9 protein-coding genes and 1 pseudogene are annotated in these 23,500 nt (G+C 48.7%); 5 read left to right on the top strand and 5 right to left on the bottom strand.

What is annotated here, in order from left to right:
- Positions 1-106: 106 nt before the first annotated feature.
- Entirely contained in the window at positions 107-12,430 is a 12,324-nt protein-coding gene (locus tag AC5I6P_RS02655; protein ID WP_495692211.1) for a Calx-beta domain-containing protein, read from the bottom strand.
- Positions 12,431-12,844: 414 nt separating this feature from the next.
- Between AC5I6P_RS02655 and AC5I6P_RS02650 the strand changes: the two genes are divergently transcribed.
- Positions 12,845-13,009 (top strand): hypothetical protein, encoded by a 165-nt coding sequence (locus AC5I6P_RS02650; RefSeq protein ID WP_495692210.1) that lies wholly within the window; start codon positions 12,845-12,847, stop codon positions 13,007-13,009.
- A gap of 56 nt (positions 13,010-13,065) precedes the next feature.
- On the opposite strand, the gene AC5I6P_RS02645 is transcribed toward AC5I6P_RS02650, so the two are convergent.
- Together AC5I6P_RS02645 and AC5I6P_RS02640 are read right to left on the bottom strand one after the other, a co-directional pair.
- A complete protein-coding gene (locus AC5I6P_RS02645) occupies positions 13,066-13,596 on the bottom strand; it encodes a GIY-YIG nuclease family protein (RefSeq protein WP_495692209.1) in 531 nt (176 codons plus the stop codon).
- A gap of 35 nt (positions 13,597-13,631) precedes the next feature.
- Positions 13,632-13,958 carry a hypothetical protein gene (locus AC5I6P_RS02640; RefSeq protein WP_495692208.1) on the bottom strand — a complete coding sequence of 109 codons (327 nt, stop codon included), beginning with the start codon at positions 13,956-13,958 and terminating at the stop codon, positions 13,632-13,634.
- A 96-nt stretch (positions 13,959-14,054) separates the two neighbouring features.
- On the opposite strand from AC5I6P_RS02640, the gene AC5I6P_RS02635 reads away from it, so the two are divergent.
- Positions 14,055-16,583, top strand: coding sequence for a GH116 family glycosyl hydrolase (locus AC5I6P_RS02635; RefSeq protein ID WP_495692207.1), 2,529 nt, complete (start codon positions 14,055-14,057; stop codon positions 16,581-16,583).
- Between the two features lie 114 nt (positions 16,584-16,697).
- Positions 16,698-19,526 carry a zinc-dependent metalloprotease gene (locus tag AC5I6P_RS02630; protein ID WP_495692206.1) on the top strand — a complete coding sequence of 943 codons (2,829 nt, stop codon included), beginning with the start codon at positions 16,698-16,700 and terminating at the stop codon, positions 19,524-19,526.
- 118 nt (positions 19,527-19,644) lie between these two features.
- Here the strand turns inward: AC5I6P_RS02630 and AC5I6P_RS02625 are convergent, their stop codons facing one another.
- On the bottom strand, positions 19,645-20,253 hold the full coding sequence (locus AC5I6P_RS02625) for a MiaE family protein (RefSeq protein WP_495692205.1): 609 nt from the start codon (positions 20,251-20,253) through the stop codon (positions 19,645-19,647).
- Here AC5I6P_RS02625 and AC5I6P_RS02620 point away from each other — a divergent pair.
- Both AC5I6P_RS02620 and AC5I6P_RS02615 read left to right on the top strand, forming a co-directional pair.
- Positions 20,252-21,133: an EamA family transporter gene (locus AC5I6P_RS02620; RefSeq protein ID WP_495692204.1), complete on the top strand. Its 882-nt coding sequence runs from the start codon at positions 20,252-20,254 to the stop codon at positions 21,131-21,133. The genes AC5I6P_RS02625 and AC5I6P_RS02620 overlap by 2 nt on opposite strands.
- A gap of 227 nt (positions 21,134-21,360) precedes the next feature.
- On the top strand, positions 21,361-22,530 hold the full coding sequence (locus AC5I6P_RS02615; protein WP_495692203.1) for a phosphodiester glycosidase family protein: 1,170 nt from the start codon (positions 21,361-21,363) through the stop codon (positions 22,528-22,530).
- A 120-nt stretch (positions 22,531-22,650) separates the two neighbouring features.
- Here AC5I6P_RS02615 and AC5I6P_RS02610 read toward each other — a convergent pair.
- A pseudogene (locus AC5I6P_RS02610) lies at positions 22,651-23,256 on the bottom strand (transposase); the annotation flags it as partial.
- Positions 23,257-23,500 lie beyond the last annotated feature (244 nt).

The raw sequence follows: 23,500 nt of genomic DNA, 5'->3' as shown, positions 1-23,500 counted from the left end.
GGAAAAGGCGCTGATTCCCATTTGAATCAGCAACCCGACAGATTCTAAGTAGATGGGCGTAATCAAACAGCAGAAGAAGGTCTTCAGTTTAATTACGCCTCCCTACTTATTGGCGATCCATCTTGAAGTCATCAACTGCCTCAATGTGCCAATTCTTATCTGTGTAGGTGGGCAGATACATGCTGATGCCAAAGTCAACTCCAATGAGGAACCAAATCGCAGTTTCTCCGGTGCGACTGTTTTGCCACAGCAGATCGACGGAGCCGTCTTCGCTAAAGTCGCGGATGCTGTAGATGTCCCAAGCGGCATCGCCAACCGTAGGTAAGTAGTGAGCCTGCTGAAACTGAGTGTCATTCATTAACCAAACGGCGACTTCGCCTGTACTCTCATTGCGCCAGAGCAAATCAGGTTGACCATTGGCGTTAAAGTCGCCGACGCCTTTAATTCTCCACTCGTTGGAAACCGTTTGCAGCGGCACAGAGCGGTTAAACTGGAAGCCATCCATCAACCAAATGCCAGTCTCTCCAGTGCGACGATTGCGCCAGAGGAGATCAGGGCTGCGATCGCGGTTAAAGTCTTGTACGCCCTCAATCTCCCAGTCCAGATCAGCGACTCGCGGTAAATAAATACCCTCTGATATGAACACTCCATCCATCTTCCACAGTGCTACTTCTCCAGTGCGATGATTGCGCCACACCAGATCGAGGTTGCGATCGCCATTAAAGTCTGCCGTACCTTCGGCAACCCAAGCTGGATCACCGAATTGAACACCAAAGCCATTGGCGTAGCGTGCGCCGTTTTTCATTAACCAGAGTCCGGCTTCACCCGTTCGGACGTTGCGCCAGAGCAAATCGGCTTCTCCATCTCTAGTAAAGTCACCTGAGAGATCAATGACCCAGTTGGTGTCGCTTACGGTAGCCAGTGGAAGGTTCGATGAGAATAAACTTGAGTTGAGCTGCCAAATCATTGTCGCTCCAGTGGCGTTATTGTGCAGCAGAACCTCCTGCGTCCGGTTCTTATCAAAATCACCAACTAGAAAGCTATCCCAAAGGAGATCGTCTAGGCGGGGTAAGTATAGACCCGTTCCAACATTGGTGCGGTTCATGTACCACACTGCGTTTTGTCCGGTGAGGTAGTTGTGCCAGAGCAAATCGGGATTGAAATCACCGTTCAGATCCTTCGTTCGCTGAATCTCCCAACCTGAACCAGGCAGGGTTTTAATGAAAGACCCTTGCTCAAAGGCAAAGTTACGGGTTTGCCAGATAGCAGCTTGTTGGCTAACGTCGTTTTGCCATACGATGTCTAGGAACGTATCTCCTGTGAAGTCGGCAACGCCTTTTATTTTCCAAGCCAAATCCGCGATCGTCGGCAGGTAGTATCCAGCTTTAAATTGGGTGGTCTGGAGTTGCCAGATAGCAACTTCTCCGTTGCTTTCGTTGCGCCACAGGATGTCGGTGTCGCTATCGTTGTTAAAGTCACCAAACTGCTGCATTTTCCAAGACAGATCTAGCACGGATGGAAGATAAACCGAGCTACTGAGCGTGGTGCCGTTCATCAGCCAGATCGCGTTTTCTCCGGTTCGAGTGTTGCGCCAGATGATGTCTGCTTTGCGATCGCGGTTGAAATCTGCCGCTCCTTGAATTTTCCAGTCTGTTCCGGGCACGAGCGGGGGAATCGCATAGGTGATGGCTTGATTTCCCTCCATCAACCACAGCCCGACTGAGCTGGTGCGCTCGTTTTGCCAGATCAGGTCATCGTCACCGTCCCCATCTAGGTCAGCCGTCGCTTTAATGCGCCACCCTTCCTCGTCTACGGTCGGCAGATTACTTGAGCTTTCATAGGTTGTGTTATTGAGATACCAGATAGCATTCTCACCCGTGAGAGCATTGCGCCAAACAATATCTGTTTTGCTATCTCGATTGATTTGAGTGCTGGGACTGGTGTCGTCGTTTTCAATTGTCCCGTTAACTTCCTCTGAACCAGGAGCGATCGTCGCATTGCTGGGATTGCTGAGTTTGAACTGGAAGGTTTCGTTGGCTTCAGGACGAGTATCGCCTAAGACGTTAACAGTAACAGTCTTCTTCGTTTCGCCCGGATTGAAGGTGAGCCTGCCTGTGGTGGAGGTGTAGTCGTTGTTGGCGATCGTCGCTTGTCCATCAGCGGTAGTGTAGGACACCGTAACCGGCAAGGAACTTGCTTGGGACAGACTGACTTCAAACACAAACGGGGTAATGCCACTATTCCCCTCTTCTCGACTCGGCGTAGCGCTGACTTGCACTTGCGGCAACGAATCGTCATTTTGAATTGTGCCGGTGGCGACCAGCGTAGAGCTTGGAGACGGCAAAGTTGCGTTAGTTGGGTTGCTCAACTCGACGGTAAACGTCTCATCCGGCTCATATTGAGTGTCACCCGTCACCGGCACTGTGATGGTCTTCGATTGCTCAGACGGAGCGAAGGTTAAAGTGCCCGTGTTTCTCGTGTAGTCAGCGGCATCGGCGGTTCCTGGCTTCGTGTCATATTGAACGGTAATAGTTTCGCTACTAGGGTTGGAGAGGTCAACCTTAAAGGTAAACGGGGTTGTGGCACTATTACCTTCTGGTGCTGTGACATTCTGGATGCTAAAAGTTGGACGAAGATCATCAGCAAGAATGGTTCCAGTGCCTTGATTAGACACGGTGGATAGGGTCGCATTGCTGGGATTGCTGAGTTTGAGTTGGAAGGTTTCGTTGGGTTCGAAGCGAGTATCACCTAAGACATTGACGGTGACGGTCTTCTTCGTTTCACCCGGATTGAAAGTGAGCGTGCCTGTGGTGGAGGTGTAATCGTTGTTGGCGATCGTCGCTTGTCCATCAGCCGTCGTGTAGGACACCGTAACTGGTAAGGAACTTGCTTGAGACAAACTGACTTCAAATACAAACGGGGTGATGCCGCTGTTGCCTTCTGCCTGGCTAGGCGAAACACTGACTTGCACTTGCGGCAACGAATCGTCATTTTGAATTGTGCCTGTCGCAGCCAGCGTAGAGCTTGCAGACGGTAAGAGTGCGTTAGTTGGGTTGCTCAACTCGACGGTAAACGTCTCATCCAGCTCATATTGAGCGTCACCCGTCACCGGCACTGTAATGGTCTTCGATTGCTCCAACGGAGCGAAGGTTAGAGTGCCTGTGTTTCCCATGTAGTCGCTGATGTCAGCCGTTCCTGGCTTCGTGTCATATTGAACAGTGATGGTTTCACTACTGGGATTCGAGAGGTCAACCTTGAACGTAAATGGTGTTGTACCACTATTGCTGCCTTCTGGCACTGTGACATTCTGGATGCTAAAGGTTGGACGAAGATCATCAGCAAGAATGGTTCCAGTACCTTGATTGGATAGGGTCGCATTAGTAGGATTGCTAAGATTGAATTGGAAGGTTTCGTTGGCTTCAAAGCGAGTATCACCTAAGACATTGACGGTGACGGTCTTCTTCGTTTCACCCGGATTGAAGGTGAGCGTGCCTGTAGCGGAGGTGTAGTCGTTATCAGCAGTCGTGGCTTGTCCATCAGCGGTAGTGTAGGACACCGTAATCGGCAAGGAACTGGCTTGAGACAAACTGACTTCAAACACGAACGGGGCGATGCCGCTGTTGCCTTCTTGCTGACTCGGCGAAGCGCTGACTTGCACTTGCGGCAGCGGCTCATCATTCTGGATTGTGCCTGTTGCGCTTGAAGGCGGCAAAGTTGCGTTAGCTGGGTTGCTCAACTCGACGGTAAACGTCTCATCCGGCTCATATTGAGTGTCACCCGTCACCGGCACTGTGATGGTCTTCGATTGCTCAGACGGAGCGAAGGTTAAAGTGCCCGTGTTTCTCGTGTAGTCAGCGGCATCGGCGGTTCCTGGCTTCGTGTCATATTGAACGGTAATAGTTTCGCTACTAGGGTTGGAGAGGTCAACCTTAAAGGTAAAGGGTGTTGTGGCACTGTTGCCTTCTGGTGCTGTGACATTCTGGATGCTAAAAGTTGGGCGGAAATCATCAGCAAGAATGGTTCCAGTGCCTTGATTGGACACAGCGGATAGATCTGCATTTTTGGGGTCTTTGAGACCGATCGTAAAGGTTTCGGTGGGTTCAAACGTGCGATCGCCAACGACCTTCACCGTGATGAACTGCCGCAATGGATCACCAGGAAGAAAGGTCAGCTTTCCGGCTGCCCTCTGGTAGTCACTATCGAGCAGGCGAGCAGTGCCATCCAGCGTGTCGTAGTCAACCTCTACAGTGTCAGCAGTTGGATTCGACAGATCCACGGCAAAGACAAAATCTTTTAGTCCAGCATCACCTTCTGTGAGCGCGATCGCATTAATGCTGAGCGTTGGTTTTGCATCATCATTAGTGATTACGCCTTTGGCTTGACTTGCGATCGCCGAAAGTTGAGCATTGGTTGGATTGACTAGAGTGACATTCAGAATTTCGTTTGGCTCAAACTTGCTATCGCCATTTACAAGTACGGTAACGTCTTTTTCGGTTTCGTTTGGTGCAAACGTTAGCGTTGTGGTTGTTACTCCCGTGTAGTCCCCGTCATCTGTTTTGGCAGTGCCGTCGCTCGTTGCGTATTGGACTGTGACCGGAACGGTGGTCGCTTGAGAGAGTTTGACTTTGAATGTGAGTGGCGTTGTAGTTCCGGTGTTTCCTTCGTTGCTACTTGCATCATCAATGCTGATGGTCGGGAATGGAGGCTGATCGTCATTTTGAATGATGCCTTGAGCATCGGTTGCTCCTGCGGGTAACGTTGCCTTGACCGCGTTACTGAGTCTTAGCGTAAAGTCTTCATCTGGCTCAACGTCCGTGTCTCCCTTGGCTAAAACAGTGATTGTCTTTTTCTGATCACCTGGATTAAACGTGAGCGTGCCAGAAGCGGGAATGTAATCCACATCGGGCGTTGAGCTTCCGGGAATCGTAGTGTAATCGACAGTAATCGCGTCACTACTTGGATTCGAGAGAGCCACTTCAAAGGTAAACGGTGTTGTCTCACTATTTCCTTCATTTTGCGATTGGCGACCGCTTAGGGACAGAGTAGGCTGATTGTCATCGTTGGTCAGAACTCCATCCGCTTGGTTGACTGAGATATCGGCATTAACCACCGATTGATCGAGCAGTTTGACGATGAATTTCTCTGTCGGTTCAAACTTGACATCTCCCGTTGTTTGCACGGTAATGGTCTGTTCAAGGGAACCACCAGGGCTAAAGGTGAGCTGTCCTGTTGTGGCGATGTAATCCCCGTCTGCAACGGTTGCTGTATCGTCTTGCGTGGCGTAATCTACGGTGATCACCTCCGCGCTTTCGTTAGACAATGCAACGGTAAAGACATAATCTTGAGTACCGCTATTGCCTTCACCTTTAGTCACGCCACTAATGCCAAGAGTTGGTCTGCGATCGTCGTTTGTGATCGTTCCCGCCGCGATCGCACTTGCAATCGTCGCGTTGATTGGGCTGGTCAGCGTCACCTTAAAGTCTTCGTCGGGTTCTAACTTGGTATCACCATTTAGCAGAATGGTGATCTCTTTCAAGGTTTCTCCAGGGGCAAAGGTAATGCTCGCATTCGACACACTGGCGTAATCGTTGTCACTCGTTTTTGCTGAGCCGTCGCCCGTTGAGTAGGAAACAGTAATCGGATCGGTGCTGGCACTCGACAGGTTCACCTTAAACTTGAGAGCAGTTTGACCGGAATTGCCCTCATCAATACTGGCACCTAGAATGCTAATCGTTGGCGCAGCATCATCGTTCCGAATCAGTCCTTGAGCAGTATCTGTCTTTAGCGTTGCGCTACTGCTGACGTTGCTTAATTTGACGAGATAGGTTTCGTCAGGTTCTTGATCTGTGTCTCCTTTAACATTAACCGTAATGGCTTTTTTCGTTTCACCAGGGTTGAAGGTTAGTATGCCAGAGGCTGCTTCAAAATCATTATTCTCAAGAGTTGCATTTCCACTTGGAAGATTGCCATTCAAAGCATCATATTTAACCGTGATGATCTGAGCGCTAGGATTCGATAGTGAAACTTCAAATGTGTTGGCATTCGTCTCACCGATCGCACCTTCTAGCTGATTTTGAGTGATATTCGCGATCGCAATTTCCGGCGGTAGATCATCATTCTGAATCGTTGCAACGGCGCTCACTCCATTCGCATTTGCAAGGGTTGCATTCGTTGCGTTTGTCAGTTTAATCGAGAAGGTCTCATTCTCTTCTCGCTTGCGATCGCCTAAAACATCGACTGCGATCGTTTTCTCGGTTTCGCCTGGGTTGAAGGTCAGCGTTTGATCAATTTGAGCCGTGTAATCTTCTCCAGCTAATGCGGTTCCATTTTCGGTTGTGTAGTTGACAGTAATCGCTGTATCAGAAGGGTGAGAAAGCGAGATCAGAAAGTTAAACGGATTTGTTGTATCCCCTTCAACTTTATTAGGTGCAGTAATTTGAACGGTTGGATGCAAGTCGTCGTTTTTAATTGTTGCGATCGCGCTGCCTTGCTCAACCGAAATCGCTCCATTGGTCGGCTCGCTCAACACTAGTTTGAACTGCTCATCACTTTCAGACGTGCGATCGCCTTTTACTTTCACTACAACCGTTTGGGTTGTGGTGTTAGGTGCAAACGTCAGCGTATTTGTAAGCGTGTTTGTAATTGGCTCGTAGTCGTTATCAGAGGCTTTAGCCGTCAAATCTTCAGTGCTATATTTAACCGTAACCGTCTCGCCGCTCGGTTTGTCTAAACTGACGGTGAAGACATAATCGGTAGTCGTGCCTTCTGCTCCTTCGTCAATGGCGGTAGCAGCACTTACACTGATAACAGATCCTTGATCATCATTTTTGATCGTACCTATTGCCGTTGCAGTGGCGATCGACGCATTGCTACTGACATTACTTAGCGTGACTGTAAAGGTTTCATCTTGTTCAAATTTCGTATCTCCCGTTCCCGACACAGTGATGATCTTTGAGGTTTCTCCAGCCGCAAAGGTTAGCATTTGCGACGTCGTGGTGTAGTCATTGTCACTTGTGGTTGCGCTGCCATCGGCCGTGGCATAGGTTACCGTCACCGGATCACTGGTCGCATTCGAGAGTTTGACTTCAAACTGGTAGTCCGTTGTTGCTGTATCACCTTCACTAACGGTTGTGGGAGTGACATTTACGATCGAGAGGGTTGGCGGGTTGTCATCATCTAGAATCGTTGCGATCGCGGATGAATCGCTTCCTAACACCGCATTCATCGGCGTGTTAAGAGACACTCTAAACGTTTCATTCGGCTCTTTAGCCGTGTCTCCTTTTGCCGTAATACTCACCGTTTTGGACGTTTCACCAGCCGCAAATGTGACCGTTTGATTAAACGCCTCATAATCGCTGGGACTCGTCGCCGTAATGTCAGCTGTAGTGACTTGTACGCTGACCTCCTGGCTACTGGCCTGATCGAGATTTAGCGTAAAGACGTATGTTGTTCCTTCGCCTTCTAGCTGCTCCAGCGTCGTTGGGCTAATCGTTACTTTAGGCACTGCAACAGCCCGTGAATTTGAGAATTCAGACGTATTGCCCGTTGCATCGGTGATGGTCGCACTGATGAACTGTCCCGCCGCGATCGCTTGAGGATGGGTGTAGCTGACGATCGCTTTTCCGGTAGCGTCGGTGGTGATAGTCGTTGTGCCTAAGAAGGTTTGTCCTTCCCCAAAGCCAGAAGGATCAGCCGTTGTGTTGCTAAAAAATTCGACTTGGAAGGTCGAGTCTGCTGCGCCGTCAAACGTGCCGAAAATAGCGGTACTCGTGCTAGAAGGTTCTGCGATCGTCAGCACGGCTGTATTTTGTAACCCGTTTGCGCCTGAATCAGCGTCTCCAGCATCGTTCGGCGTTACCCCGTCTTTGCCTAAATCAATGCCTAAGCCACTGTTGAGGAAAATCGCATTTTTTTGAATCCGGTTTCCAATGGCATTTCCTTCAACTGTAATTCCCGAACCTTGATTGTTAGCAATCACATTTCCTATCGTGCCACCAATTATATTGTTACTAGAATTAATGCTAATTCCGTCTGAAGCATTTCCAAAACTACCGTTTCCAGCCGCATCCGTTCCAATACGGTTTCCTTCAATAGTATTGCTGCCTGTGCCCTCTAACCGAATTCCATTTTGCGAGAATCGATTAATAACCAATCCCTTAACGGTACTATCGCCTGATGTAATCGTTAATCCATTAGAGTTTTCTGCACCTGCACCGTTAAGTTCAACGATCGGAGTGTTCGTGTAACCCTCTTGAGTTGTGCCGTCGATGATCACAGCATCTGTGATGTCTGGGAGTGCAGATGCAAGAGAAATCGTTTTAACACCCGATCCTTCAATCTTGAAGCTAATAGTATCTTTGCCGCTAAAGGCGTTTGCGTTTAGAATCGCTTGCCGCAGTGACCCTTCTCCACTGTCGTTGATGCTAGTCACAACCGTATCATTCGCCTCGATCGTGACCGTGTCCGTATTGGCGGTGGTTGAAATTGAATAGGCTGGATCGACGGCTAATGTTAGCTTCACAAATTCGGCAGCTTCTGCCTGAATGTCATCTTGCGGAGTGAGCGTCAAGTTCACCGTTCCCACGCCATCCGGTAGAGTAATGATTAGATCACTACCCGTGATGGTAAACGAGCCAGCATCAATCGTCGGAGTAAAGTCTGCTCTTGCACCTACTGTTGCGGCGATCGTGGCGGTACTAGTCGCGTCGATTTTTAGCTTAATTGTGAGTGTACCCTCGGTGCGGCTACGGCGAATTTGATAGGTCGGATTTGCGAGTGCGCCCGATTCAGCAACGCTTTTGTTAGTGGCTGACAGACTTACTATGGTAGCTAGGGTTGAGCCAAACACGTCTGGTTTGCCGTTTAGATCAGAACCGGTTAAATTGCTCGCGTTACTTGCAAAGGCAAGGTAGCTTCCAGTGCTGTTGATGACTGGATTAAATGAGGCCCCGTTGCCGCCTGCTGTATCTGTGCGGCTGATCCAAGTTGTCGAAGCCGTTTTGGAGTCGCGAACAAAAATATCTTGAACTCCATTTGTGTCACCACTAACCAAATCAGTTGAGTAGCTGCTGAAGCCAATAAATCGACCGTCGCTGCTGATGACGGGATTGGAAGAACCAGTTCCAGATGAGCCAGTTGATCCATTGCTCGTGCCCGTTCCACTTGCTCCCGAAGAATTAATACTGACTAATTGAGTTGTGTTATCTTTGAAATTGCGAACGAAAACGTCTTCAGCATTGTTTGAGTCATTGTTAGTGAGATCGATAAAGGTGCTGCTAAATGCGACAAATTCACCGTTACCACTCACCATCGGGTTAAATGCGCCAAAGCGGTTGAGGGCGTCGCCTCCACCTGCGCTGTAAGTACCACTGGTATTTGCACTGACTAGCGTAGTTGTATTGGTATTGAGATTACGAATGAAGATGTCTAGTCCATTATTGCTATCTGTTCCTCCACCTAAGTTGCTTGCAACACTAGTAAAGGCGATGATCTTTCCATCATTACTGATACTAGCCACTGAAGAATCGCCATTGCCGATCGCGCCGCCACTGCTTTGACTGACCAGCGCGATCGCATTCGTTGAGCGATTCCACACAAAAATATCTTTCTTGTTGTTTGTATCGCCTCCAACTAAATTTGAAGCCGCACTGGTAAAGACAACATACTCACCATTACCATTAATCACCGGACTATCAGAGTCACCATTACCACCAGCATTACCACTCACAAGAGTAGTAGTATCAGTTGCACTATTCCAGATAAAAATATTTTTACCACTTGTAGTAACGTCTGTGAGGTTTGGAGCGCTACTAACAAATGCTACAAACAGCCCATCTGTACTTAGAACGGGACTGAGTGATGCTCCGTTGCCCGCAACACCCGCGATCGTATGACTAACCAACACCATTTTATTGGTTTTGCGATCGTACCAAAAGACATCGCTCACTGTATTGCTATCGTTAACGGTGATATTTGACGCAGTACTGCTAAAAACGATGTATTGACCATCAGCACTAATTTGCGGAGCGAAAGAGGCGGCATTTGCACTTGCGGTTCCCGTGTGATTGCGACTAATCAGCGTTGTCTCTCCCGTTTGCAGATCTCGCAAGAAAACATCTTCAGCCGCGTTTGTGTCATCTGCTGCCAATTCAGAGGCTTTGCTGGTAAACACAACATAGCGCCCGTCTGCACTGACCGAGCCAACATGAGTGTTAGAGTCGCCACTTCCAGTTTTAGAATTTCCGAGTGATCCTGTATTGCGACGGGTTGCTAGTACCGCACTGCCAAACGAGACGCCTGTAACGAACACATCTTCTAGGTTGTTGCTATCGTTGATAATCAGGTCAGTGGCAGCGCTGTTAAAGGTAACGAAACTACCATCTCCACTGATCACAGGAGCAACTTGAGTGGAAAGACCATTAATGGTGGTGCTACCCGATGCGTTGTTTCCCACAGTGCTAGCGGGAGTGGGAGTGCGGCTGATGAGATAGGTTGAAGGCGTTGCAGAAATGTCACGAACAAAAATATCTGGCTTGCCATTGGTATCGCCATTCACTAAATTCGTAGCGTTACTAATAAAGCTCACTCGCTTGCCGTTGTAGCTCAAGGTTGCAAAATCAGAGTCGCCGTCACCTGCTGTGCCTGCCGTGCTGCGGTTGACTAAAACTGTTGTGTTTAAGGTCAAATCCCGCAAGAAAACATCTTTCTTGGCGTTTGTGTCATCTCCCACTAGATCGTTAGCGGTACTAGTAAAGGCAACATAAGTACCCGTGTCGTTCATTACAGGTCTAAATGACCCGTCACCCGTAACAGAGTTAGGAGTTGTCCCACTTTGACCCGCACTATTAGCACTGACGAGTTGAATCGTTCCTTTAGTTGGATCGGTCGTTGAACGAGTCCAGACAAAAACATCGTTAAGACCATTCGTGTCGTTTGTGCCCAGCGGACTATTGCTTGTAAATGCAACGCGATCGCCACCTATACTAATCGAGGGCGTGCCGGAAACATTGCCGCCAGAGGTCAATCCTAGTAGGACGCTGTTATCGGTAGAGCCATCATCAGGGCGTTTCCACAAAAATACGTCTGGACTCTGAAATTTATCAGGATCATTCGCAATCAGGTTGCTTGAGGTGCTGGCGAAGGCGACATAGCCTCCATCACTGCTCAAGACCGCTGCACTGACTATTCCATCGCCAACATTTGTTCTGTTAAAATCGCGGCTGATCAACGTGACCTTGTTATCTGATTTAGTCCACAGGTAGGCGTCCCGTCGGGTATTTCCGTCCCGTGGGTCAAGATTCGTGGCTTGGCTGAGAAACGCGATCGCATCTCCAGTTGAACTAATAGTTTGATTAGAGGAAGTATTGTCTCCGCTCAATCCTGTGGTCGAACGGCTCACCAGCGTAGTGGCATTATTCTGTCGATCCCAAACAAAGATATTTTGCCGATTGAATGTATTTTGAATATTGCCGGATACAAGATTACTAGCATTACTGACAAACGTGACGAAATCTCCGTTACTGCTAATGATTGGGTTGATCGAATCACCTGTGGCGCTAAACGTGCTGCCTGCTTGATGACTAATTAGTTTGACAGACCCATCTGTGCGGTTAAATAGGAACACATCTGACTTCCCATTCGTGTCGTTGTCAACCAGATTGTTAGCACTGCTGGTAAAGACAACATACTGCCCATCCTGACTGGTGCTGCTTGCTCCACTGCTGCCACCTACACTGGCGCTAAACAGCGTGGGATTAGAAACCGAGATCAGATCAATGGGCAAAACGCCTTGATAAGCGGCTAACGTACCTGATCGGAGCGCGATCGGAGCCTCAATCTCTCCCGTATTCACTTCTAGCGTCCAGTCGCCGCCCAACTCTGCGTTTCCTGTCCAATTCGTTGAGGCAGCAATGTCCGCTCCGGTTAGTTGACCAAATTGATTAAGGAAGGCTTGCCCCTGTTGTCCCTGAGCAATATCGCACCCATACAGCAGAATATCTGCATCTTCTGTCAGCGCCTCTGACCAACTTTTGAATTGCGATGCGTAGTTGCTGAGTGTCTCCCCTGTTAACCAGGTGCTGCCCAGTTGAACCTTTCCCGCTTCTCCATGAGAAATGATATGCAGGCTAGAAATACCGCTTCGCCCCAAAAGGGTTTGAGTAATCTGCGCGATCGCTCCGCTAGCTTCCTCAGACGCGTTTTGTGCCGAATGAAGGACATGAACTTCGGTTCCTGCCTGCACGCCCGTGACTAACGATTGGTAGTCTTTCACCCCCGACTCGATGAAGAGGATAGAAGCCGGGGCGCTTCGCGCTAATCGGGTCTGAGGGGTTTGCAGGGGCGATGCAGTCGCTTCAAGGGTACGCTCAACGTCATCCGTACTTAGAACAAACGGCGATCGACTCCAGATAGATGACCCAGTAAGTTCCATGGGGCGTACTCCTCAGAAGGGGTGAGTTAGGGCAAAGACTAATGGTGAAAATTATTACCAAGTAGCCGTAGACATTTTGCCCAAAAAACTCATTTTTGCGTACGCTTTCGGATGAGGATACGTAAATTCTGCAATTAAGTAAGTAATAAATTCATAGATATTGTAAAAAACTTAAGAGAAATTACGGAAGAAATTTATTTGGTTCTAAAGCGTAGGTTCGGTAGAGTTTTACTTTGCACAAATAGTTTGTACAAAGCAACGCGACGTTGCTAAAGCTTAGGCTTACCTGAAATACTTCCAAACAGTCAAAATTTGGCTTTACAAAAATCTATTTGATATCATAATATAAAAACATTGACTGTTAGAACTCAAACTATTTAAGGCGTCAACCGACGCAGCGCATTTTTAGCCGTGATGGGTCAAAGTCAGCTAGATATGAGTGGCAAAGAAGCAGAACTTGATCCGGGCAATTGGCTTTGCCAAGCTCCGAACGATCGCTTAACGGCACATCATTTCGGTCAGCGGATTGCGGAAGTGACCGAGCGATATGTAGCAAATAGTTTAGTGGCAGCAGATTAGGTAGTGGATGAACGAGCTATCCGCTATCTCTACTACCTAATTCTTTTCCAAAGCGATTATTTCAAATCTAGCAATCCTTCTTCTTTAATCTTAGGATTGAACCGAATCTCAGATTGAACTCCTCGTTCTTTCAATTGAGCTAAAATCTCTGCCTCAACTCGTCTAGCAACATTTTTCAAGACTTTTCCTTGAGCCACTTCATCATGAATTGGATTTTGATAATTTGCCTGTTCTTCAGGCGTCATCAAGGCTTTTACCTGGATGGGTTGAGTCCAAGAAGTATCGTCACCCAAAGCTGAACCGTTTTCCTCAATCCAAGCCGCACGAATCTCTTCTAAAACTGCTCGACTCGGACGATCAACAGTCTTCACTTTGACCCAATAGCAGCGATCGAGCTGTCGGACTAAATGCTGCTTCAAACTTAGAGAAACATCTCGCGAAAAACCAACAAATTGCAGTGTTTTTGCCTGATCAAAAACAGCATATACGCCTACTTTTCCTTGAAATTGTTCGGGTAATTGACCTTCACTATTGAGATAAGGAACAAAGTCTAAACTTGCCAATGCTGGAATGTCTTGTGCAGTCATTTTGGAATTTCACGTTAAAAATTACTGATGAAAAGTTACTGATGAAATTTTCTATAAATCGCACATAATCGGCTTGGCTTCATGATGTTTGATTTGAACATGAAATTTGGCGGAACGTGGATGACGACATGCTCAGCCGATTCGTGAAATTTTTCAAATTCGGCAGGCATTCCCTTCGGAGTTGCTGTGCTGTAGGGAACAGGCTGAAACAGAAGTCCGGTGAATTCAACCCTATCGCCCTGCAACTCTTGCCCAATCTGTCCCAGAAACGCCTCGCTGTTTAGCAATTCAAACAGGGTGGCTTTCGCTTGAGGATCGAGGGAAAAACTTCCGTCAAACGCTTCGACGATCTTGAGTCCCATACTGCTTAAACCAATCTACAGCCTCTTTCGGATCGTATCCCGTTTTGGCACAGATAAGGCATGATAGTGTCCTATTGCCCTCGCTAGAGACCCGATATGACCCCTCTCAAAATTCCTGCCTGCGCTTGGACTCGCCCCATCGGACTGGGATGGGAAAAGCCTTACACCGTTCGCTATGCCAGCAACTTAGATGATGGAGCTTGGCACGGAATGCCGCTCGGTGGATTTGGGGCGGGTTGCATTGGGCGATCGCATGGGGGCGATTTTAATCTCTGGCACATCGACGGCGGTGAACATGTGTTTCAGTCAATGCCTGCCTGTCAATTCAGCGTGTTCGAGCAAGTTGGGGAGCAGACGCAAGCCTATGCGCTCTCGACGAACCCACCAGAAGGGACGTTGGAGCAGTGGAGATGGTATCCGGCAAGTCAGGCAGAAGCGACAACCGGAACCTATCATGCGCTTTATCCCCGCAGTTGGTTTGCCTATGAAAACGTGTTCAAAGTGACGCTAACCTGTGAGCAATTTTCACCGATCATTGCTGATAACTATCAAGAAACAAGTTATCCGGTTGCTGTGTTTCAGTGGAGGGCTCACAATCCGACCGATGCGCCCATAACGCTGAGCATCATGATGACCTGGCAAAATATGGTCGGGTGGTTTACCAATGCGAATAAGTCGCCGGAAATTAAGGTGAGAGATGATGGCAGCCCCGAATATAACTATCGACCTCGCATCGGGCAGAGTGCCGGAAATTTCAATCAACTGACCGGAAATGAGCAACAGCTTGCGATCGTTCTGCGTCAGCCTGAACTTGATCAACCTACCGAAGGAGATGGACAGTGGGCGATTGCAACGCCTCTCAATCCTTATTTGTACGACGTTTTCTACAACACTCGCTGGAATCCTACAGGGGACGGTTCTGAGGTATGGACACCCTTCTCTAACGATGGCTCATTGTCCGATACGGATGATGAAACTCCAGCGAGAGACGGAGAGCAAATTGGAGCCGCGATCGCAGTGCGGTTCACGCTAAAACCCGGACAGACGCTCACCGTTCCCTTTGTCCTCAGTTGGGATTTTCCAGTCACAGAATTTGCTCAAGGGGTGAACTATTTTCGTCGCTACACCGATTTTTTTGGGCGCAATGGGCAGAATGCCTGGTCGATCGCGCGAACGGCGTTAAAACATCATTCCACTTGGCAAGAAAAGATTGTGGCATGGCAACAGCCGATCTGCGATCGCAGCGATTTGCCTGACTGGTTCAAAATGGCGTTGATCAACGAGCTCTACGATTTGACCCAAGGCGGTACGCTGTGGAGCGCGGCAGATGAGCGCGATCCGGTCGGGCAGTTTGCCGTGTTAGAGTGCATCGACTATCGTTGGTACGAAAGCCTAGACGTAAGGCTATATGGCTCGTTCGGATTATTAATGCTGTGGTCAAAATTAGAGAAAGCCGTGATTCGAGCCTTTGCGCGGGCGATTCCCCAAAGCGACGATCGAGATCGCACCATTGGTTACTACTTAACCATTGGTGCGGAAAGTCCCCAAGCCATTCGCAAAGCCAGAGGCGCAACGCCACACGACTTAGGCGCACCGAATGAGCATGTCTGGGAAAAAACAAATTACACCAGTTATCAAGACTGTAACTTGTGGAAAGATCTCGGTTCTGATTTTGTTCTGCAAGTCTATCGAGATTACTTACTAACAGGCGCAACAGATGTTGAGTTTTTAGCGGACTGTTGGGATGCTGTTGTTCAAACGCTGCATTATCTTAAGCAATTCGATCACGATGGCGATGGCATTCCCGAAAACTCTGGAGCACCTGATCAAACCTTTGACGATTGGCGATTGCAGGGCGTCAGTGCCTATTGCGGAGGACTGTGGATCGCCGCTTTGGAGAGCGCGATCGCAATGGCTAAAATCCTCTCTCAAACCCATTACCCATCCGCTACATCTGCGACTAAATCCGCTGCCACCTTTGTCGCCTGGTTAACTCAATCCCGCGCTGTCTACGAAAAAAAACTTTGGAACGGACATTACTATCGCCTCGACAGCGAAAGCGGCTCTAACATCGTCATGGCAGACCAGCTCTGCGGACAATTCTATGCCCAACTCTTAGGCTTGCCGGATGTCGTCCTAAACGAGTCCAGCGACGATTCACCCAATCGCGCCCAAACCGCTCTCCACACCATCTACGACACCTGCTTTCTCAAATTCAACACCTACATCCAAACCCACTCCTCTACTCAAGAATCTCGCTTCCAAGCTCCCTCCTCGCAAAGCGAGTCGAAGCCTTCATCCCTCTCTTCCTCTCCCATCGGAGCCGCCAACGGTGTCCGCCCCGACGGTTCCCCCGAAAACCCCAACGCTACCCATCCCCTCGAAGTTTGGGTCGGCATTAACTTTGGACTCGCCGCCTTCCTTCTACAGTCCGGCATGACCTCTCAAGCGTGGACATTAACTGAAGCCGTTGTGCATCAGATCTACGAAAATGGGCTACAATTTCGCACACCCGAAGCCATTACTGCAACCGGAACCTTCCGCGCCGGACATTACCTCCGAGCAATGGCAATTTGGGCAATTTATGGAGTATTGACAAACTTTGAGAACGGGTCTGAAAGATAAGTTAAGGTCTGACCCAACCCCAGCACTTTAACGTTAGCGTGGGGAATATCCTCACCGATCTCACGTTAGAACTAGGCTAGATCGCCATCCGCCCCCAGAACGTCTACAGGAAACATGAAACGAGTCTCGCTAATTTTAGCTTTTGTGTTTGGATTAATATTGGTCATCGTGCCAGGATCAGTTGCTCAGTGGTCGTCTGCTCAAGAGCCACCTACCCGCGCCTTGGCGAAACAGCCGTCTGCCGTGGCTCAGCAATCTTTTCCGCCCCCGCCTCCGTCATCTGACCCCAAGCCCGCCAGTAAACCTGCAGACGATGGCGATAGCGAGAAAGGCCAAAAGCCATTTGATGAAGTCATTCAAGATACAACGTCATCAAAAGGACTATTTACCCTATATCAGAACAAAAAAACAGGTAAACTCTACGCCGAGATTAAGCCTAATCAACTGAATCAAAACTATCTCGCCGTCATGACGTTAGAGTCAGGAATTGGCGAGCGTGGCATCTACAGTGGATTGCCGATTGGCGATTTTCTATTTACGCTTCGTCGCGTTAACAACAGCATTCAATTTGTCGTTCCTAACATCAATTTTCGAGCAGAGCGCGGAACACCCATTCGTCGATCGGTGGATCGATCGTTTAGCGATTCAGTTTTAGAAGCGCTTCCCATTAGAAGTACTCATCCTCAGCGTAAAAGCATTTTAGTCGAACTGAATTCGCTTCTACTCGGTGATTTACCAGGGTTAATGCCTGTGGTGTCGTCAGCGCTGGAAGGATCCTACACGTTAGAGCAAAACACATCCTTTTTCGACAAGGTAAAAGCGTTTCCGTCTAATGTCGAGATTGAATCGGTGTACGGATTGTCAGGCAGCGGAAATGATTCAGAGCTTCCGAGCTACATCGCCGCGTTGCCCGATAGTCGTGCCTTTAGTCTGAAAGTGCGCTACAGCTTGTCAGCGTTGCCCGAAAATAATGGGTATCGTCCTCGGTTGGCCGACGATCGCGTGGGTTACTTTATTACCGCGTACCGAGACTACACCGATGATACACCGCGCCAATCGTTTGTGCGCTACATTAACCGTTGGCATTTGGAAAAACAAGATCCCGCCGCTCCATTGTCAAAACCGAAACAACCCATTACCTTTTGGATTGAGAATACCGTTCCACTAGAGTATCGCGATGCTGTTCGTGATGGTGTTCTCATGTGGAATCGCGCCTATGAGAAGATTGGATTTAAAGATGCGATCGCAGTCAAACAAATGCCCGATAACGCCGATTGGGATCCGGCTGACGTGCGCTACAACACGATTCGCTGGTTTAACTCAACCGACGCGATTTTTGCACTCGGGCCGTCGCGAGTCAATCCGCTCACGGGTGAAATTCTGGATGCTGATATTCTAGTTGCCGCCGATTTCACGCGATCGCTCAAAGAAGACTATCGCAGCATTGCAGAGCAAAACCAAATGCGAACGGCTCCGTTTGCCGCGCAACTGCTCGGCAAGGATAACGTGTGTAATTATGGAATGGCAGCCCGTTACTTAGAGCGTCAAGCGAAACCCAGCGAGAAGAAATCGTCGCCGCACCTCAGATTTGGCTCTAGTTTGGGCAACTATCAGGATCTGTGTTTTGGCATGGATGCGGCTAAACAATACGCGGTTGGCAACATGGCGCTGTCGCTGTTTCAAAATGTGTTGCCCAATGGCTCTGAAATGAAAGACTATGTGCAGCAATTTGTTCGCGAACTGATTGCTCACGAAATCGGACACACGCTGGGATTGCGCCACAACTTCCATGCGAGTTCAATGCTGGCTCCAGAAGAGTTAAACAATCCTGCGATCACCCGGCAGAAAGGATTAGTGGCGTCTGTGATGGACTACAATCCGGTGAATCTTGCGCCCCAAGGGACAAAACAAGGGGATTACTTCACTCAGCTAGTCGGTCCGTACGACGAATGGGCGATCGCATACGGCTACACGCCAACGGAGGCCAAAGTACCCGCAGCAGAAAAACGGGTTCTCGATGCGATCGCAAAGAAAGCGCCTCAACCGGAACTCTCGTACGCGACGGATGAAGATGTATTCTCATTTCTCGATCCGAAGGTCAACGCATTTGACATGAGCGGGGATTTGCTGACGTATTCGCAATGGCAAATGGAAAATGCTCGCAAAATGTGGGATCGGATCAACACGCGCTATCCCGGCGAAGGTCAAAGTTTTAATGAAGTTCGAGTGGCATTTAATGCTGTATTCGACTATTACTTTCAATATGCGACGTTCTTGGGAGAGTACGTTGGGGGGCAATTCTTCAATCGCTACAAATACGGAGACGCGAAAGGAAGATTACCGTTTGAGCCTGTGCCAATCGAGCAGCAGCGCCTCGCGCTTGCCACGTTACAGAAAAATGTGTTTAGTGAAGAACCGTTCCAGTTTTCGCCCGATTTGCTCAATAAGTTAGCGCCGTCTCGCTGGTCTCATTGGGGAACTCAACCCAGTGTGACCTTAGACTATCCGATTCATGACAACATTCTGTTTTTGCAGAGCATTGTTCTTTACGATCTGCTCTCTCCTCAGCGTCTTGCTCGTTTGCGGGATGCCGAACTGAAGACGCAGCCCGGTCAAGCCTTGACGATTCCTGACCTGTTTGACTCGCTACAAACCAGCATTTGGGGCGATGTGATCAAACCGAAAGACAATCTCAAACTATCGGGATTGCGTCGTGCATTGCAGCGGCAGTATATGAATGTATTAGTCGCAATGGTGTTACGCCAAGCGGATGCGCTGGAAGACGCAAGAACCGTCGCTCGGTATGAACTAAAGCAATTGCATCGTTCAATTGATGGGGCAATGCGAAAGGTGAATGATAAAGAAATCTACACGAAAGCGCATTTAGAAGAAGCCCGCGATCGCATTGCTAAAGCCCTAGACGCTCAACTGCAATCTCAGTAGAGAAGTGCTAGAAGTGCTAATTGTGTCAGTTGGATTTTATGCTTCAAGCTAACTGACACAATTAGCGATCGCGCTGTTCTTCCATGAGCGTGTTCATCAAAGCGATAACGAAGGTGCATCAGCTATGAATTCTCGGCTGGGGATGCAGCGTGGACAAAATCTCGCTTTCGGTTTGAGCCAAGGCTTCGAGGCGTTCCATCACGGCTGTGCGATCGCAATAAGTATCTGCCAGCGTCCAATATACGCCGTAATGTCGCGCTTCCGATGCCATCAACGCTCGATAAAATTTAGCTAACTCCAGATCAGGACAATGCTCGGCTAACAACCCCAACCGCTCGTGACTTCGAGCTTCAATGATCCCCGACACCAAAAGCGCATCCAACATTCGATCCGGCTCATCGCGGCGGATCTGCTTATTCAACGTTGCCCCGTAGGGAGGCGGAACGAGTGGCGCTAAAGGAATGCCTCGACACTCTAAAATTTGGTTGACTTGCTCAAAGTGCTGCAATTCTTCCTGCGCGATCGCCGTCAATGACCTCACTAACTTAGCGCTAGACGGGTAGCGGAATATCAGATTCAGCGCAACACCGGCCGCTTTGCGTTCACAGTGAGAATGATCGAGCAAAATCGTCTCTATGTTTGCTAGGGCTTGTTCTACCCAGGCAGACGAAGTAGGCTGTTGCAGAAAGCGGATAGTTGGCAAAGACGCCACAGAACTTTTACCCATGATTTGGTTAGCCTTTGCAATTCTAACGGCTTTTTTTGAGTCTTTGAAGGATGTTTCGAGTAAGAAAAGTCTGCAAACCATCGACGCTTACATTGTGGCGTGGATGGCAAATGTGTTTGCGATCGCGTTTTTAATACCGTTGCTATTCATTCTTGGCATTCCACCATTGAACCTTCAGTTTTGGATCGCATTACTGATTGGCGGCAGTCTCAATGTCGTTTCGTTTATTCTCTATCTCAAAGCAATTCAAATTGCAGATTTATCGATCACTGTCCCGTTGGTGACCTTGACGCCATTATTTCTCTTAATTACATCACCCCTGATTGTGGGAGAATCTGCCACGATCGCAGATGTGGTGGGCATCATTCTAATTGTGCTTGGGTCTTACATTCTGAACCTAAGAGAGCGCAAGAATGGCTACCTTGCGCCACTGAAAGCCATTTTGCTAAATCGAGGGAGTCGGCTGATGTTTGTCGTCGCGATCATTTGGAGCATTACCGCCACCTTTGACAAAGTAGGCGTGGTGAATTCTTCTCCGATCTGTTGGTCTACAGCGTTGTACTGTTTCTTAGCGGTAGGAATGTTTCCGATCATGTTGTACAAATCTCGTCAAAAGATGGGCCAAATTCTGCCAAATCTAACGCCGTTGGCTCTGATCGGAGCCTTTCATGCCTTGGGGATCACTTTTCAGATGAGCGCGATCGCATTTACATTAGTGACTCAAGTCATTGCCGTTAAACGTACCAGTGCCTTAATGAGTGTTGTGTTAGGTCATTTCCTGTTCAAAGAAAGAGGGCTGCGAGAGCGGCTTGCAGGGGCAACCATTATGGTACTAGGTGTCGTTGTAATCACCCTTTCTAAACAATTTCTTCCACATTAAGAAGAACTTTTAAACAATAGCTTCGTTAAGTTAAATTTTCCTTTAAGTTAAGCGATTCTTCTGGAAGTTCCGTCATAAATCAAGAAGATCAGAAAACATGCTGGGAAGGCATCGGTAGTTCCTCTATCTACTGATGGATTTGTATCAAAAATCATTAAGTATTCTTAATCGGTTTTTGAAAGTTAAATAACCGAGGCATGATCAACAGAGCGTTAAGAACATCGCTGATGCAGACCCGACTTCGATCGAAACGATACCGCCGCCGCACTCGGAGACTCTCCAACCCAGGCAGCACCTTTATCACCTTGACCTGTGCTTTTCTAACTTGTGTGACTCTGCTACCCAAACTCTGGGAACCGCAGGCGTCTACCCCACCTACCCCGTCTTATCAAGAGGCGGCTAAAGTGTTTCAAGATGAGCGATCGCAGTCTCTCCAGAAGCGGGCTCAACGACCTCAGAAACCCTCTCAGAGGTCTGAGCATCCTCAGTCCGTGCCCCTATCGTTTCAGGAGCCAAAAAAGGCTGAACAGCCTCGACCTGCAAACACACCCCGAAACTCTGTAGAGCCTGATCAGTCTGCTCTAGCACCACTGACAAAGCCAGCGGTAACGCGCCCTGTCACGCTAGAGCATCGCAAAATTGCGGGTATTCCGATCTACTTGATCAATATTGACCTCGCCGATCCGAATACCTTTATTAGCGTTGGGCTAGCGAATGCAGCGACTGAAGCTAACAGCGCGCGATCAACAAAAGGTGACGAAGCGTTTAACGCGATGGTGAAGCGCTACAAAGCGGCTGTGACAGCAAACGGAACCTTCTTTAGCATGGACGCTCAAAAGCGGGTCATGGGCAATTTGGTTTCGGGAGGACGGTTTCTGAAATATAGCCCGTGGGAGAATTACGGAACAACGCTAGGGCTACGACCGGGCAATCGTCCTGAAATGATTACAGCACGAGCAGAAGGTCAGCCCAAGTGGGAACAGCACTGGTTTTCCCTTACGGCAGGGCCACGATTGCTGAAACAAGGCGAACTGTCGATTAACCCGAAACAAGAAGGCTTTACCGATCGGGCTGTGATGGGCGTTGCCACACGATCGGCAATTGGCTTTTCAGAACATGGGAAGCGGCTGTTGCTCGTGACGTTCCATAAACCTGTTTCACTGCAAAAAGAAGCTGCCATCATGAAAACGCTTGGCTGCTATGAAGCCATGAATCTTGATGGAGGGACGTCGGTTGCATTGGCTCAAGGCGATCGCGTCCTTCAACCCGCTGGGCGCGACCTGACCAACGTGATCACGATCTATGACGCTCAGCATCCGGCTCCTGACTCACTTCAGCGATCGTGGGCAGCGTTTCAGAAGAACGATCAGGTGGCGCTAAGACAGGATAAATCATAAGGTGCATTAGCCTGCATTATTCATAAGGTGTAACCCAAGGGCACAAATTAGCCCGACTTGAGAATGCAATCGGAAAAACTGGGGAAAGAATTTGGACAGAAAGGAGTGAATGGCGTTGAGCTAAGTACAGGACAAAAATTGCAGAGTATCCACAAATTCATCCATTTTCTGTTCCAAGTTGAGCATGATATTTCGCAGATAGTCGAAACCATAACGGAAGAGGCTCTGTGCTCTGCGACCATGCTTTTGGATAGCCAGGGGTTTGAGTTGATGTAACCACTCACGGGTGAGGAAGACCCAGCACAAAGCAAGTGAGAGGAGAGCAAGCAGCTTACTAAGTCATTCAGCATCAGTTAAGTGAGTGGATTCTAGACAAAATCCACGATTTTTGAAAATGCCAAAGAGCGTTTCAATTCCTCAGTGCTTGGCATAATCGGAACTGGCAGATTGAGGGTGAGGGACACGTTGAGTCGCAACGACCAGTAAGGAACGATCTTCCAGACGCAAAGCAGAAATGTAGACCCACTGCCCTTAGAGTCGCCGTTTGTTGCGCAACACTTTGTGCTGTCTAGGTTGTAAATCTTGAAACACCACGCTGACCTTGAGTGTTTGCCTTCCGTGGGTGAGCATGTGGTTCCCACGAATACGAATGCGGAACGGCGCACGCAGGTCTTGGAGCAGGTAGCCTAACCAATCTTTGCCCACAAACTCTCGGTCGCTTGTCAGAGACGGGTATGGTTAGCCTAACCTGAATAATTTAATCAGGTAAACCCCCAGCTCTGCTGTAGGGTTGATTCTCTAGTGGGAGGAATGCAAGCTGGAAGGAATGTCACTTGGAATGAGTCATGGGAGTAGAAGCACTGATTGAGCAGTTAAAAACAATTCCCGACTGGAGACGAGGACGTAAAGTCTAATATCGGCGTTGCTGAATGAGAAGATGAATTAGCATGGAATCGGCACATCTCGAAAT

This window comes from Myxacorys sp. (assembly GCF_059501405.1).
Note: the sequence above shows the minus strand (reverse complement) of the source record. Positions and strands in the feature narration are given on the sequence as shown.